General features: G+C 62.6%; 13 protein-coding genes. 11 read left to right on the forward strand and 2 right to left on the reverse strand.

Annotated elements, in window-relative coordinates:
• Positions 1-533: 533 nt before the first annotated feature.
• Complete coding sequence (locus tag FQ746_RS22935) at positions 534-740, forward strand: cold-shock protein (protein WP_007180614.1); 207 nt, start codon at positions 534-536, stop codon at positions 738-740.
• A gap of 115 nt (positions 741-855) precedes the next feature.
• On the opposite strand, the gene FQ746_RS22940 is transcribed toward FQ746_RS22935, so the two are convergent.
• Both FQ746_RS22940 and icd read right to left on the reverse strand, forming a co-directional pair.
• Positions 856-1,653, reverse strand: a complete 798-nt coding sequence (locus FQ746_RS22940; RefSeq protein WP_144111917.1) for a hypothetical protein — start codon at positions 1,651-1,653, stop codon at positions 856-858.
• A gap of 219 nt (positions 1,654-1,872) precedes the next feature.
• Positions 1,873-3,129 carry an NADP-dependent isocitrate dehydrogenase gene (icd, locus tag FQ746_RS22945; RefSeq protein ID WP_144111918.1) on the reverse strand — a complete coding sequence of 419 codons (1,257 nt, stop codon included), beginning with the start codon at positions 3,127-3,129 and terminating at the stop codon, positions 1,873-1,875.
• Positions 3,130-3,517: 388 nt separating this feature from the next.
• Between icd and FQ746_RS22950 the strand changes: the two genes are divergently transcribed.
• From FQ746_RS22950 to FQ746_RS22995, 10 genes are all read left to right on the forward strand, one after another.
• Entirely contained in the window at positions 3,518-4,087 is a 570-nt protein-coding gene (locus tag FQ746_RS22950) for a pseudouridine synthase (protein WP_144111919.1), read from the forward strand.
• A gap of 286 nt (positions 4,088-4,373) precedes the next feature.
• Positions 4,374-4,580, forward strand: coding sequence for a hypothetical protein (locus FQ746_RS22955; protein ID WP_144111920.1), 207 nt, complete (start codon positions 4,374-4,376; stop codon positions 4,578-4,580).
• A 145-nt stretch (positions 4,581-4,725) separates the two neighbouring features.
• Positions 4,726-5,232 carry a DUF192 domain-containing protein gene (locus FQ746_RS22960; RefSeq protein ID WP_144111921.1) on the forward strand — a complete coding sequence of 169 codons (507 nt, stop codon included), beginning with the start codon at positions 4,726-4,728 and terminating at the stop codon, positions 5,230-5,232.
• 290 nt (positions 5,233-5,522) lie between these two features.
• Positions 5,523-7,628 carry an elongation factor G gene (gene fusA / locus FQ746_RS22965; RefSeq protein WP_144111922.1) on the forward strand — a complete coding sequence of 702 codons (2,106 nt, stop codon included), beginning with the start codon at positions 5,523-5,525 and terminating at the stop codon, positions 7,626-7,628.
• Positions 7,629-7,798: 170 nt separating this feature from the next.
• Positions 7,799-8,332 carry a cupin domain-containing protein gene (locus tag FQ746_RS22970; RefSeq protein WP_144111923.1) on the forward strand — a complete coding sequence of 178 codons (534 nt, stop codon included), beginning with the start codon at positions 7,799-7,801 and terminating at the stop codon, positions 8,330-8,332.
• A 28-nt stretch (positions 8,333-8,360) separates the two neighbouring features.
• The gene (locus FQ746_RS22975; RefSeq protein WP_144111924.1) at positions 8,361-9,386 is read left to right on the forward strand and encodes a HoxN/HupN/NixA family nickel/cobalt transporter; all 1,026 of its coding nucleotides are present in this window, start codon (positions 8,361-8,363) and stop codon (positions 9,384-9,386) included.
• A 226-nt stretch (positions 9,387-9,612) separates the two neighbouring features.
• Positions 9,613-11,277, forward strand: a complete 1,665-nt coding sequence (locus tag FQ746_RS22980; protein ID WP_144111925.1) for an ABC transporter substrate-binding protein — start codon at positions 9,613-9,615, stop codon at positions 11,275-11,277.
• 79 nt (positions 11,278-11,356) lie between these two features.
• A complete protein-coding gene (locus FQ746_RS22985; RefSeq protein WP_144111926.1) occupies positions 11,357-12,382 on the forward strand; it encodes an ABC transporter permease in 1,026 nt (341 codons plus the stop codon).
• Positions 12,379-13,257, forward strand: coding sequence for an ABC transporter permease (locus tag FQ746_RS22990; RefSeq protein ID WP_144111927.1), 879 nt, complete (start codon positions 12,379-12,381; stop codon positions 13,255-13,257). The genes FQ746_RS22985 and FQ746_RS22990 overlap by 4 nt, the downstream gene beginning before the upstream one ends.
• Positions 13,254-15,449 carry an ABC transporter ATP-binding protein gene (locus FQ746_RS22995; RefSeq protein WP_144111928.1) on the forward strand — a complete coding sequence of 732 codons (2,196 nt, stop codon included), beginning with the start codon at positions 13,254-13,256 and terminating at the stop codon, positions 15,447-15,449. Before FQ746_RS22990 ends, FQ746_RS22995 begins: the two co-directional genes overlap by 4 nt.
• Positions 15,450-15,452: the final 3 nt, after the last annotated feature.

Raw genomic sequence — 15,452 nt, forward strand, 5'->3', positions numbered from 1 at the left:
CCCGCAATCCTGTCAAAACCCGGCCTTGCGACCAGTGAGCCCGTTCGCGTTCGCCTGATGGGTGAATTACCCGCCCTGCTTGCGACATTCCACGAGCCGATTGCGGAGCCGGCCCCTATCCAGTGATGCAGCGCGGTTGTGTTGCACCGCAGTCGGATCGAGTATCGCACAACCTGCCAAAGCTGGTTGAAGGCACTCGCTGGAGCCAATCGGCAGCGGCGCACCCGCAGAACAGCATGTGCGTCGATTATGCGACTTTTCAAGATAGCCCGCTTGCGCAACCGCACATATAGAAAGCGGTAAAAACCCTGGAAAGCGCCTGTTTGCAGCCCAACAACGACAATCTCGCGGCATCTCAAAATTCGCTTGACACTCGAATTAAGAGCACCAACAATCAAGCTGGCACTTTTTTCACTGAGCCATAATTTCGAAAAAATGCCGATGGTGAGCTTGTGAGGAGGGAGCGGCTGCGTCGCAGTCGTCGAGCTTTTCGAGGGCTCGTGGTAGTGACATGAGTTACAGGGGAAGTTGGAATGGCAACTGGTACGGTCAAATGGTTCAATGACGCAAAAGGTTTTGGATTCATCACGCCCGATGAAGGTGGTGAGGATCTGTTTGCACACTTCTCGGCCATCCAGATGAATGGCTTCAAGACACTCAAGGAAGGCCAAAAGGTTACCTTCGAGGTCGTGCAAGGCCCGAAAGGCAAGCAGGCATCGAACATCCAGGCACCTGCCTGATTCCGTTCGGTACCCGTCCTTCGAAACCCGGCTGCTCGCCGGGTTTCTTTTTTGGGCCTTTCCTTCTAACGCGTTTTTGGGCGTCACGCCGTCCCATATAACGGACCGATGCCGTCTAGCCGATCATCGACCGCTGCATCGCGAGGCTTCGCGCCAGATCGCCTTCGTAATTCGCGATCCCCTGATGCTGGAGATTCGAGTGCGTGTCAATAGCCGGTGTGATGCCGATCGTCTGCACGAGCTGACAGAACCAGTAGTCCTCCGACAGATAGGTGCGCGAGACCGGATCGATGCCCGTGTCGAAAAATGCGTAGAGAAAGTCCGCGGGCTTACCCGCATCGAACTCGGGGCGATCGACGAACGGCGAGCGGCAATGCAATTCCGGATAATGCTCGATCAATGCGAGAAACACCTCGCGCCGGATCAACATGAAGCCAGTAGGCGCATGCAGCGCGTCGAGAAAACCCGCCGCGTCGGGCTCCAGCGTCGCCGAACTCGCTACCGCCGGATACGTCGCATGCATCGCACGAAAATCCGCCTTCGTCGCCCCCGCGGGTAGCGCTCGAGCAAGACCGGCGGCCGGCCAGCCGTCGTTCTTCAGCGGATACACACCCGCCACGACCGGCCGGTCGGCTTGCAGCAGACGCACCACGTCCTCGCCTTTGAAGCCAATGTCGCTGTCGATCCACATCAGATGCGTGAAGCGGCCGTCGGCGAGAAACTCGGCCACCATCGTGTTGCGGGCCCGCGTGATCAGGCTGTCGAAACTGTTGAAATTTACGCGGACGCCAAAGCCGTATCTGGCCGACATCTCGTAAAGATCGAGCAGGCCGAGCGCATAAGCGGTGGTAACGACCGCACCATAGCTGGGTGTCGCAACGTAGACGTTGGCGGCAATGTGTTGGGTATTCATAGCGGGTGTCAGGCGGATCGCATGCAAAGTTCGAGTAAGACGGCGTTCGCGTCGGCAGCAAGGGCGACGACGGCGAAGAGACAGGCCACGTAAGTTAACCGACTTCGCAAACCGCGCGTCTCAATAACGCGACTCCGCAAACGAATCGACCCCGGCCGCCTAACGGCGCCGGGGTCGACCTGTCCACTCAAACTCAGTACAGCGCAACTCCGCCAGCGCTCACATATTTTCGATCATCACCTGGCCGAAACCCGAACACGACACCTGCGTCGCGCCTTCCATCAATCGCGCGAAGTCGTACGTCACGCGCTTTTGCAGAATCGACGTTTCCATCGACTTGATAATCAGGTCCGCCGCCTCGATCCAGCCCAGGTGACGCAGCATCATTTCCGCCGACAGAATTTCCGAGCCCGGATTCACATAGTCCTTGCCTGCATACTTAGGCGCCGTACCGTGCGTCGCTTCGAACATCGCCACCGAGTCGGATATGTTCGCGCCCGGCGCGATGCCGATTCCGCCGACCTGCGCAGCCAGCGCGTCCGAGATGTAGTCGCCGTTCAGGTTGAGCGTGGCGATTACGTCGTACTCGGCCGGGCGCAGCAGGATCTGCTGCAGGAACGCGTCGGCGATCACGTCCTTGACCACGATATCGCCCCCGGTCTTCGGATTCTTGACCTTCAGCCACGGACCGTCGTCGATCACCTCGGCGGCGAATTCCTTCTTCGCGAGACCATACCCATAATCGCGGAAAGCGCCTTCCGTGTACTTCATGATGTTGCCCTTGTGCACCAAGGTGACCGAACGCCGATCGTTGTCGATCGCATACTGGATTGCCTTGCGCACCAGCCGCTCCGTCCCTTCGCGCGACACCGGCTTGACGCCGATACCCGAAGTCTCGGGAAAGCGGATTTTCTTCACGCCCATTTCTTCCTGCAGGAACTTGATGACCTTCCTCGCCTGCTCCGATTCCGCTGGCCATTCAATGCCGGCGTAGATGTCTTCCGAGTTCTCGCGGAAGATCACCATGTTGGTTTTTTCCGGCTCGCGTACCGGCGACGGCACGCCTTTAAAATACTGTACCGGCCGCAGACACACATACAGGTCGAGTTCCTGACGCAGCGCGACGTTCAGCGAACGGATGCCGCCACCCACCGGCGTGGTGAGCGGTCCTTTGATCGACACCACGTATTCCTTCAGCACTTCCAGCGTCTCTTCGGGCAGCCACACGTCCGGCCCATAAATTCGGGTCGCTTTTTCGCCCGCGTAAATTTCCATCCAGTGGATTTTCTTCTCGCCCGCGTAGGCTTTCTCGACCGCCGCATCCACCACCTTGATCATGACCGGCGTAATGTCGAGACCGGTGCCGTCGCCTTCGATAAACGGGATGATCGGCTGGTCGGAGACATTGAGCGAGAAATCGGCATTGACCGTGATCTTGTCACCGCCGGTCGGAACCTTGATGTGCTGGTACGGCATGATCGGACTCCAGTGAAGACGAAGCAGAAGCAGAAGGGAAACTGCGAATATTGGATGATCTTCGTGATGCGCGACACCGCGCGCCGGCAAGCGGCCTGGCCGCTATTCTAGCCCACGCGACCCGGCCCACGAGGCGGCAACGGCTAGGGTTTTCCAACATAGGCCAGGCGGCTCAGGACGGTCTTTCGGGGTGAGGTCTTATATAAGACACGCATTATCTGCCCCCGCGCAATCACACTCGATGAAAGATAGATACGCATGGAGAAATCCGCCGATGCAGTACCATGCGGCGATTCAACCCGAGTCAACCGATTCAAACCCGATTCACCGCGATCGCTCGCGCCAGCCCGCAGGCTACCGTCAGAGCGACTCGCCCCGTACGTTGCTCATGCCCCTACTCGCCCTCAACAAACCGTTCGGCACCATCTGCCAGTTTTCGCCGCATGAGACGCGCACATCGCTCGCCGACTGGATCACGACGCCGGGCGTCTATCCCGCCGGGCGTCTCGACTCCGACAGCGAAGGACTGCTGCTGCTCACCGACGACGGCGCACTGCAGGCGCGCATCGCCGAGCCGCGACACAAACTCGTCAAACGATATTGGGCGCAAGTCGAAGGCGCGGTCGACATCGCCACGCTGAAAAAACTCGCACGCGGCGTCGATCTCGGCGATTACGTCACCCGCCCATGTCGCGCCGATTACGTCGAGCCAGGCGAATCGCTCTGGCCGCGCACACCGCCCATCCGCTTTCGCGCCGCGATCCCGACCACGTGGATCGAACTGTCGATCACCGAAGGCAAGAACCGTCAGGTGCGTCGCATGACCGCGGCCGTCGGCTTTCCGACCTTGCGCCTCGTGCGCGTGGGCATCGGCGCACTCGATATTTTTTCTCTCGGCCTTCAACCCGGCGACAGTCGCATATTGCCGCCGGACGCACCCTGGAAAGGAGTCGCCTGAAGCGCCTTTGATCGACCAGAAAAATTTCCACGAAAATAACGTCAACCGGTGCGCGAGCTCACGCGTTATTCGACGCAGATGCCGCCCAAAGCTATCCGGCATTCAGCCTAAAGGGCCGCTGCACAAGCCGTTCACGCGGGGAATGCGGAGTGTCCGAGCTAGGCAGTCGAATCGGAAAAATTGTTCGATGCGACTGTCAACCGAAAGGTGGATGGCACGTTTACCGACATGACTCTACCTATAACCGGGTCATTTGGTTAATTAACTCAAGCTGAGGATTCACAAAATGAACAAACTGATCGCCGCTCTGGTCGCTGGCCTCTTCGCAACGGCAGCATTCGCACAAGCTTCGGCTCCGGTTGCAGCTTCGGCAGCTCCGGCAGCAGCAGCTTCGTCGGCCAAGAAGGCAACGAAGAAGACCACGAAGAAGGCACACAAGAAGTCGCATAAGGCAGCATCGGCTGCTGCAGCTGCTTCGGCCGCTTCGGAATAAGTTTGTTGTAGACAAGCAGTCAAGAACTAGCTTCACTGCCGTTCTTACGGCGTTGAAAGGCAGGTCACCGAAAGGCGATCTGCCTTTTTGTTTTTGACGCGCTCGCGTAACATGCGCGGGTTAATTTCCAGCAAGGAGTCATGCCGTGCGATTTTCCATGCGCTCGTTGATTGCGCGTTTCGCTGTTGCCGTCGCGTTGCCGCTCGCGGCACTCTCGTTCGTCGCCACCCATGCGGCGCCCGTGCACGCTCAGCAAATGCCGGCTGGCGCCAAACAGCCCGGCGACTTCCCGCGCGCCAAACTGACCGCGGGCATGTTCGTGATCGACGCGGCCGTCGCCGCGAACGACCCGGACCGTGAACAGGGATTGATGTATCGCACCGCGCTCGCGCCGAACGAAGGCATGCTGTTCGTCTTCAACGAAAACGCCGTGCATTGTTTCTGGATGAAGAACACGTTGATCCCGCTGTCGATCGCCTTCATGCGTGCCGACGGTACGGTCACCGACATCGACGAGATGCAGGCCGAGACGACCAACAATCACTGCCCGCGCAACAACGGCGTGTACGCGCTGGAAATGAGCAAGGACTGGTTCACGTCGAAAGGCATCAAACCGGGTATGAAGATTCAGGGATTGCCGGCCGCGCAATAAGCGACTGCGCCTGGCAATTCGCTGGCAATGAGCCGGCGCCTTTCACGAGGCGCCGGTTTTTTTTCGCGTGGCGCCAGAGCGCACCGGGCGCCGCACGCTACGAGCCTTGCCAGCCGGGCTTCGAACCGTGCTGGCAAGATTCCTGCAAAAGACGGGCCGACGCGCTATCCTAGTAGGCTAATCGAAGCAGCAAATCAAGCAGCAGCACGACACGCAGCACCCAGACTTGCCGGGTCGCACAAACTGCCTCCCGGCGAGCGTTTCAGGCGCGCCATTCCAAGGAGGTTCACGTGCCCCGCAAGACTCCCATCGAGCGCTACCGGAATATCGGCATCAGCGCTCACATCGATGCCGGCAAAACCACCACCACCGAACGGATCCTCTTCTACACCGGCGTGACCCACAAGATCGGCGAGGTTCACGACGGCGCGGCGACGATGGACTGGATGGAACAGGAGCAGGAGCGCGGCATCACCATCACGTCGGCAGCCACCACGGCTTTCTGGAAAGGTATGGCCGGCAACTATCCCGAACATCGGATCAACATCATCGACACACCCGGACACGTCGACTTCACGATCGAAGTGGAGCGTTCCATGCGCGTGCTCGACGGCGCTTGCATGGTGTACGACTCGGTGGGCGGCGTGCAGCCGCAATCCGAAACCGTGTGGCGTCAGGCGAACAAGTACAAGGTCCCGCGCATTGCGTTCGTGAACAAGATGGACCGCGTCGGCGCCGACTTTTTCCGCGTGCAGAAGCAGATCGGCGATCGTCTGAAAGGCGTCGCGGTGCCCATCCAGATTCCGGTCGGCGCGGAAGATCACTTCCAGGGCGTGGTCGACCTCGTCAAGATGAAGGCGATTTACTGGGACGAAGAGAACCAGGGCATCAAGTTCGAGTACCGCGACATTCCCGCCGAACTCGCGGACACCGCGAAGGAATGGCACGAGAAAATGGTCGAAGCCGCAGCGGAAGCCAGCGAAGAACTGCTCGACAAATATCTCGGCGGCGAGACGCTCACCGAAGAAGAAATCAAGCACGGCATTCGCGTGCGCTGCATCGCCAATGAAATCGTGCCGATGCTGTGCGGCAGCGCGTTCAAGAACAAGGGCGTGCAGGCGATGCTCGACGCGGTGATCGACTATCTGCCCTCGCCCATCGACGTGCCGGCTATTACCGGTCACGACGAGTACGACAAGGAAATCGAGCGTCACCCGACCGACACCGACCCGTTCTCCGCGCTCGCCTTCAAGATCATGACCGACCCGTTCGTCGGCCAGCTGATTTTCTTCCGCGTGTATTCGGGCGTGGTGAATTCCGGCGACACGGTCTATAACGCGATCAAGGAAAAGAAGGAGCGCCTCGGCCGGATCCTGCAGATGCATGCGAACGAGCGCAAGGAAATCAAGGAAGTCTATGCAGGCGATATCGCCGCGGCCGTCGGCCTGAAGGAAGCGACCACCGGCGACACCTTGTGCGATCCGCAGCACGTCATCATTCTCGAACGCATGATCTTCCCGGAGCCGGTTATTTCGCAGGCGGTGGAGCCGAAGACCAAGGTCGACCAGGAAAAGATGGGCATCGCGCTCAATCGTCTGGCGCAGGAAGACCCGTCGTTCCGCGTGCAGACCGACGAAGAATCCGGCCAGACCATCATCTCCGGCATGGGCGAGTTGCACCTGGAAATTCTGGTCGACCGCATGAAACGCGAGTTCGGCGTCGAGGCCACCGTCGGCAAACCGCAGGTGGCTTACCGTGAAACGGTGCGCAGCAAGGTCGAGGACGTCGAAGGCAAGTTCGTCAAGCAATCGGGCGGTCGCGGTCAGTACGGCCACGCGGTCATCACGCTCGAGCCCGCGGCGCAAGGCAAGGGCTACGAATTCGTCGATGCGATCAAGGGTGGTGTGATCCCCCGCGAGTTCATCCCGGCGGTCGACAAGGGCATTACGGAAACGTTGAAGGCCGGCGTGCTGGCGGGTTATCCGGTGGTCGACGTGAAAGTGACGCTGACTTTCGGTTCGTACCACGATGTCGACTCGAACGAAAACGCGTTCCGTATGGCCGGTTCGATGGCGTTCAAGGAAGCCATGCGCAAGGCCAAACCGGTGCTGCTGGAGCCGATGATGGCGGTGGAAGTGGAAACGCCGGAAGACTTCATGGGCAACGTGATGGGCGATCTGTCGAGCCGTCGCGGCATGGTGCAGGGCATGGAAGACATCGCCGGTGGCGGCGGCAAGCTGGTGCGCGCCGAAGTGCCGCTTGCCGAGATGTTCGGCTATTCCACATCGCTGCGCTCGGCCACGCAAGGTCGCGCGACTTACACGATGGAGTTCAAGCACTACGCCGAAACGCCGAACAACGTCGCCGAAGCCGTGATCAACGCGAAGCATAAGTAAGTCGGTCGCAACGACTCGACGTCGAACGAAGCCCGTCCTTCCCGGACGGGCTTTTTTTATAGGCCGTCACAACGCGGCCGACATCCGGCCGCATAACGTTTTTGACCGTGTAAAAATAGCGGGCCGCGCCGCGCGCCGCATCCGGCGACTCGCCCATCAGGAGACGCAGCATGAGCCACGATCATCCGCACGAACCGCACGACGCATCCGGCAACGCCTCGGGAGAACCCTCGCCGGCCCCCGTCGACTGGCGCGAGCACGGCGTCAAGGTCATCAAGGGCGACCAGCTGGACAGCAACACCGCGCAAACGCCGGGCATGAACCGCGCGGCCGCGATCAATGCAGCGCGGGTCGGCGCGCAGAAAATCTGGGCCGGCACCGTGACCATTCATCCGAATGCGAAGACCGGCGCGCATCATCACGGCGCGCTGGAAAGCGTGATCTACGTGGTGCGCGGTCAGGCGCGCATGCGCTGGGGCGAACACCTCGAATTCACCGCCGAAGCGGGACCGGGCGACTTCATCTTCGTACCGCCTTATGTGCCGCATCAGGAAATCAACGCGAGTACCGACGACCCGCTCGAATGCGTGCTGGTACGCAGCGACAACGAGGCCGTCGTGGTCAATCTGAACATCGACGCGGTCGAAGAACCGGAGTCGGTGTTCTGGGTCGATCCCATTCACAAGCATCCGCACGATCACTAACGCCGGTCATCCACTTTCTCCGCCCGTCATGACGCCGACCGCTTCGCTTCGCCCGCGCCTCTTCATGCTGTATGCCGTCCTGTTCGCCGCCAATCTCGGTGCATGGGTGTGGGCGCTGATCGCCTTCCGTCACTATCCGCTGCTGCTCGGCAGCGCCTTGCTCGCGTACGGCTTCGGTCTGCGGCATGCCGTGGACGCGGACCATATCGCCGCGATCGACGCCGTCACACGCAAGCTGATGCAGGCGGGCAAGCGGCCGCTCGGCGTCGGCCTGTCGTTTTCGCTGGGGCACTCGACCATCGTGATCGTCGCGACGCTCGGCATTGCGTGGACCACGCATTCGCTGCACGGCCGCTTCGAGAGTTTCAAGGCGGTCGGCGGCACGCTCGGCACCGTCGTGTCGGCGGTCTTCCTGCTCGTGCTGGCCGGTGTCAACCTGGTCATTCTGCGCGATGTATGGCGCCGCTACCGCCATGTGCAAAGCGGCGGCGAACTGCCTGCCGACACGAACGCTGCCATCGCGCCGGCCGGTCTGCTCACACGCGCCTTGCGGCCGATGTTCCGGCTCGTCACGAAAAGCTGGCACATGTACCCGGTCGGCGTGCTGTTCGGACTCGGCTTCGACACGGCGACCGAAATCGGCCTGCTGGCCATCGCCGCGTCCGAGGCAGGCAAAGGCTTGCCGCTGTACTCGATTCTGGTGTTTCCGGCGCTGTTCACCGCCGGCATGACGCTGGTCGATTCCACCGATAACGTGCTGATGGTTCACGCATACGGCTGGGCAATGGACGATCCCAAACGCAAGCTCTACTACAACGCCAGCATCACGTTCGTCTCGGCCGTGGTGGCGATCGTAATCGGCGGAGTCGAAGCGCTCGGACTGCTCGCCGACAAGCTCGGCCTGGGCGGCCGCGCATGGGACGCGGTGACGAGCATCAACGACCGGTTCGGCGAAATCGGCTACGGCATCGTCGCGACGTTCATGGCGTGCTGGATCGGCTCGGTGCTGTTTCATCGCTGGCGTCGGCCCACCACCGACACTCCCGCGCGGTAAATCCAACTCACGCTGCGCGGCGACATCGGTAAGGATGTCGCCGCCGCCATCGACATAGCGCCGCTTTCTCCGCCGATCGGGAACCGCATGCCGCCAGGGCACTCCGAACCTGCAGGCAATCGCTTACACTAATCGCGCCCGATGACCCCGCAGCTTTGCGTCATCCGACTCATCGCACGCCTATCCGGCAGCAGAACCGACAACAGAACGGACGGACACTCCCTCGATGAACAAGCCCGCGGACCGCTTCCCCCTCTCCGGCACGACCCGCCGTCACGCCGACACGCTCGGCAATCACGCGATCGACGAATTCCTGGCCGGGCGCATCACGCGCCGCGACCTGCTGCGCTATGCGAGCGTGATCGGTTTGTCGCTGGCGGGCGGCGGTCTGTTCGACTCGCCGTTCGCGCGCGCCCAGGGCGCACCGGCGGCCACGAACCAGACGATCCGCGTCGCTCATCTGACGCCCGCGGGCGCCGTCGACCCGCTCACGGTCACGGATGCCGCAAGCCTCGCGCTGCTCAACCAGACCGGCGAATTCCTGATCGACGACGACGGCGACAAGCTCGTGCTGAAACCGGCGCTCGCGCTGTCGTGGAAGCCCAACGAGAAAGGCGACGTGTGGACGTTCAAGCTGCGTCCGAACGTCAAGTTCCACGACGGCCAGGCATTCGGCGCCAAAGACGTCGTCGCGACCTTCGACCGTCTCGCCGATCCGGCCAGCGGCTCGGCCGCGCTCTCCGTGTTGAAGGGCGTGCTCTCCAAAGGTGGCGCGAAGGTGGTGGACGAACACACGGTCGCGTTCCATCTGGATGCACCCAACGGCAACTTTCCGTACTACGTCTCCTCGGATAATTACAACGCCGTGCTGCTCCCCGCGAATTACGCGGGCGGCTATGAGAAAAGCTTTATCGGCACGGGTCCGTTCAGGCTCGAGAAGTATCAGCCGAAAGTCGGCGCGTCGTTCGTGCGCAATCCCGACTACTGGGGCGACAAAGCGTTACCGCAACGCGTACAGTTTTCGTTCTACGCCGACGAGCAAGCCCAACTGCTCGCGCTGCAAGGCCGTCAGGCCGACGTGATGGGTACCTTCACCGTGCAGGGTGGCGCCGGCATTCTGAACAATCCGGACTTCAAGGCGGTCGGCGTGAAGTCGAGCGCGCACCGGCAGATTCACATGCGCAACGATAATCCGCTCTTCAAGGACAAGCGCGTGCGACAGGCACTCGCGCTGTCGCTCGATCGCGACGTGCTGGTGCGCGGGCTCTTCAAAGGCCGTGCGCAACTCGGCAACGACAGTCCGTTCGCGCCCGTGTTTCCATCGTCGGATGCCGGCGTGCCGCAACGCCATCTCGACCTCGCGAAGGCGAAGCAGCTGCTGGCGCAGGCCGGCGTGCCGAACGGTTTCGACGTGACGCTCACCACCGAAAAGTACATGGAGATTCCCGACCTCGCGGTGGTCGTGCAGAACGCGGCCAAAGCGATCGGCGTACGCATCAACCTGAAAGTCGAAAGCCAGTCGCTGTATTACGGTGCGGGCACGCCGGGCAAATCGGACTGGCTCGACTCGCCGCTCGGCATTACCGATTACGGCCATCGCGGCGTGCCGAACGTGTTTCTGAATGCGCCGCTCGTGAGTACCGGCACCTGGAACGCGGCGCACTTCAAAAATCCGCAATACGATCAACTGGTCGCGCAATTCGTCGCGGCCATCGACCTCGCCTCGCAGAAGAAACTCTCCGGCCAGATCCAGACCTTGCTACTCGACGAAACGCCCGTCATCATTCCGTTCTTCTACGATCAGTTGATCGCGATGCGCAAAGGCGTGAACGGCGTGCGCTTCACCGCGCTCGCGCAGTTGTATTTCGACCGTGCGGTGCTCAGCGCGTAAGCGTGCAGGCGCGACAGCACAACCGCACTCAAGCACTCAAGCCCAAAAGCCCGAACCGTCGCTGAGGCCGGAGCTCACCATGTCGACCACGGTCACGCCAACCTCTCATCGCAAAAGCGGCAACGGCGGCAACAGCGGCAACGCCGGCCGCGTCGTGCGCTTTCTCGCGACGCGCGTCGGCCTGTCGTTAATCACGCTATGGCTGCTGTCGGTCATCGTATTCGCGGGCGGCCAGTTGCTGCCCGGCGACATCGGCCGCGCGATGCTCGGGCCGCTCGCCGACGCACGCGCGGTCGCCGCGCTCAATCATCAACTCGGCGCGGACCGGCCGCTGCTGACGCAATACCTCGACTGGATCTCGCATTTTCTGCGCGGCGACATGGGCCTGTCATATGCCTACCGTGAACCGGTCGGCCCGTTTATCGCGGATGCACTGGGCCGCTCGGCCAAACTCGGTCTGCTCGCGTTCATCGTGGTCGTGCCGCTCGGCATTGCCGGCGGGGTCTGGTCGGCCATGCACGCGGGCCGCTGGCTCGACCGGACTATCAGCATCGCCGGTCTGTCGGCGACGGTGGTGCCCGAATTCGTTTCCTCCATCGTGCTGATTCTCGTGTTCGGCGTATGGCTGCGCTGGCTGCCCATCGAAGCGTCGGCCGCGCCCGACGCGGGCGTGCTCGAACAGTTACGTCATCTGGTGTTGCCGGTGCTGCCGCTGGTGCTCGTGTTCTTCGGCTACATCGCGCGGATGGCACGCGCCGGCACCGTCGAAGCGCTCGATGCCGACTACACCCGCACCGCGATTCTCAAAGGTCTGCCGCGCCGCGTCGTGATCTGGCGACATGTATTGCGCAATGCGCTGCTGCCGACCATCACCGTCGCCGCGACGCAGCTCGGGTACATGATCGGCGGTCTGGTGGTGGTCGAGACGCTGTTCCACTATCAGGGCATCGGCTCGCTCATCTACAACGCCGCGAAGGCCAAGGATTTTCCGATGCTCGAAGCGGGCGTGCTGACCATCGGCGTGGTGTACACGGTGGCCAATCTGGTGGCCGATGCTTTGCACGTGCTGCTCAGTCCGCGCCTGCGGGTCAGGAGCGCCGAATGAGCCACGTCGCGCCACAACCCGGTACGACGGATCAGCCGGCGCCCGTACAACCGCGCTTCGACGCGTTGCGCGTGCTGCTGCGCTCGCCGACTTTCGTGGTGGGCATGCTGATCGTCGCGTGGTGGATCGTCTGCGCCATCGCGGGTCAATGGATCGTGCGCATCGATCCCTACGCGTCCGACCCGCTCAATTCGTTGATGCCACCCGATCGCACGCACTGGTTCGGCACCGACCAGCTCGGCCGCGACGTGTTCTCGCGCGTGATCGTCGGGGCGCGCGACATTCTCACCATCGCACCGCTCGCCACGCTGCTCGGTACGCTCGCGGGCACCGCGTTGGGTCTGATCGTCGGTTACTTCGAAGGCTGGGTCGACAACGTCGTGGGCCGCGCAATCGACGCCGTGCTCGCGCTGCCCCTCGTGATTGTCGCGTTGCTCGCGCTGGCCGCGGTGGGTGCGTCGAACCTGACGGTGATTCTCGTCATCGGCATCACCTTCACACCGATCACCGCGCGCACCGTGCGCGCCGCCGTGTTCGCCGAGCGCCATCTCGACTACGTCGCGGCCGCGCAACTGCGCGGCGAACGCGCGCCGTACATCATGTTCGCCGAGATTCTGCCGAACGTGCTGCCGCCCATCGTCGTCGAAGCCACCGTGCGGCTCGGCTATGCGATCTTCGCGGTGGCCACACTGTCGTTTCTCGGCTTCGGCATCCAGCCGCCGTCCGCCGACTGGGGCCTCGCGCTATCCGAGTCGTACACGCTGATGGCGGGCGGCGCGTGGTGGACCGTGGTGTTCGCAGCAGGCGCGATCGCGTCGCTGGTGGTCGGCGTCAATCTGATCGCCGACAGCGTGCAAGGCATCCTCGACCGATGAACGATCGTCCTCCCTCCTCATTCCCCGCCTTCGACGTGTCGAAGAGCGACCGTGCGGACGCGCTCACCGTCGTCGGCTTGAGCGTCGCTTACCGGATGCGCGGGCGCGATCGCGAAGTGCTGCAGGACGTGTCGTTTCGCGTGCGACGCGGCGAGGCGTACGGGCTCGTCGGCGAATCCGGCTGCGGTAAATCGACGGTCGCGATGGCGGTGCTGCGGTATCTGCCGCGTAACGGCAAGGTGAAGGCCGGCAAGATCGGCGTCGCCGGGCACGACGTGCAGAAGCTCGACGCAAACGCGCTGCGCAAGCTGCGCGCGAAGACCGTTTCGATGGTGTACCAAGACCCGGGGCGCGCCCTGAACCCATCGCTGACCATCGGCCGGCAGGTGAGCGAAGCATTCGAAGTGGCGGGCGCTGCGCCCGATGAAGCGCGAGTGCGCGCCGCCGGGATGCTCGAACGCGTGCGCATCGCCGCGCCCGAACGCGTGATGGCGAGTTATCCGCATCAGTTGTCGGGCGGCATGCAGCAACGCGTGGTGATCGCGATGGCGCTCGCGTCGAACCCCGAACTGCTGATTCTCGACGAGCCGACGACCGGTCTCGATGCCACCGTCGAAGCGGAAGTGCTCGATCTGGTCGCGCAGCTGCGCACCGAACTCGGCACAGCGGTGCTTTTCATCAGCCACAATCTCGCGGTGATCGGCAGAATGTGTGAACGGGTCGGCGTGCTGTACGCCGGCAAACTGGTGGAAGAAGGCGCGACGGCGGACGTGTTCGCGCGACCGCGTCATCCGTACACGGTGGGACTGCTGCGCTGCCTGCCGACGGCCGGACGCAGCAAGGATAGCGAACGGCTCGATACGATTGCGGGCAGCCTGCCGCTACCGGGATCGGCCGCGCCAGGTTGTCTGTACGCCCCGCGTTGCCGTCTCGCCGATGAGCGCTGCAGCCGTGAAGCACCGCCGCCCTATCGCGTTAGCGCCGCGCACGGCGATCAGATGTCGCGCTGTCATTACCACGAGCGCGCCGCCGACCTGCCGCGTGCAAGCGTGGAGACGTTGCCGGCTCCGAGCCAGTCGCAACCCGCGCGCGAGGTCACGCTACCCGTTCTGCGCGCAGAGAAGCTCTCCAAGACATTTAACGTCGGCGGCGTTGCGCTGCGTGCAGTCGACGAGGTTTCGCTCGACCTCGCCAGCGGCGAAACGCTCGGTCTGGTCGGCGAATCGGGCAGCGGCAAGACCACGCTGGCCAAACTGATGCTCGGCCTGCTCACGCCCGACGCCGGCAGCGTACTCGAACTCGACGGCGCACCGCTCGCCGCCCGCGTGACGCGCCGCAACGAAGACCAGATCAAGTCGCTGCAGATCGTGTTCCAGAATCCGGACTCGGCGCTCAATCGCGCGCATTCGGTGAAGCGGCTGATCGGCCGCGCGTTGTCGCGCCTGAGCGGTCTGCGCGGGCCGGCCGTCGAACAGCGGCTGCAGGCATTGAGCGAAGCCGTGCGGCTGCCCGAGCGCTATCTCGGCTCGCGTACGAGGCAGTTGTCGGGAGGACTCAAGCAGCGCGTCGCGATTGCCCGTGCGTTCGCCGGCGATCCGCGCGTGGTGGTGTGCGACGAGCCGACGTCCGCGCTCGACGTGTCGGTGCAGGCCGCGATTCTGAATCTGCTCGCCGATCTGCAACGCGAACAGGGCGTGAGTTACGTGTTCATCTCGCACGATCTGAACGTGGTGCGCTATCTGTCCGACCGCATCGCCGTGCTGTATCTCGGCAGACTGCTGGAGATCGGACCGGCCGGCGCGGTGTTCGACGGGCCGCATCATCCTTATACCGAAGCACTGCTTTCTGCCGTGCCGACGCTCGGTGCGACGACGACGCGCGAGCGCATCAGGCTCTCGGGCGACTTGCCGAGCGCGGCGTCGCCGCCGTCTGGCTGCGTGTTTCATACACGCTGTCCGCGCAAGCTCGGCGCGATCTGCGAGCAGCAGGACCCGCCATTCGCCGAAGCCGGTCATGCGGCTGCCCATACCGACACGGACGCCGACACGGACGCCGGTACGGACGCCGGTACGGACGCCGGTACGGTAAGGATGACCACACATCGCATCCGCTGCCATATTCCCGTGCATGAACTACGCGTGCTGCAGAAAGACACGACAGGAACCAATCCGGCGCGAGCGCCTCATACCTGATTC

The organism is Paraburkholderia sp. BCC1886 (assembly GCF_900996245.1).
Taxonomy (GTDB): domain Bacteria; phylum Pseudomonadota; class Gammaproteobacteria; order Burkholderiales; family Burkholderiaceae; genus Paraburkholderia.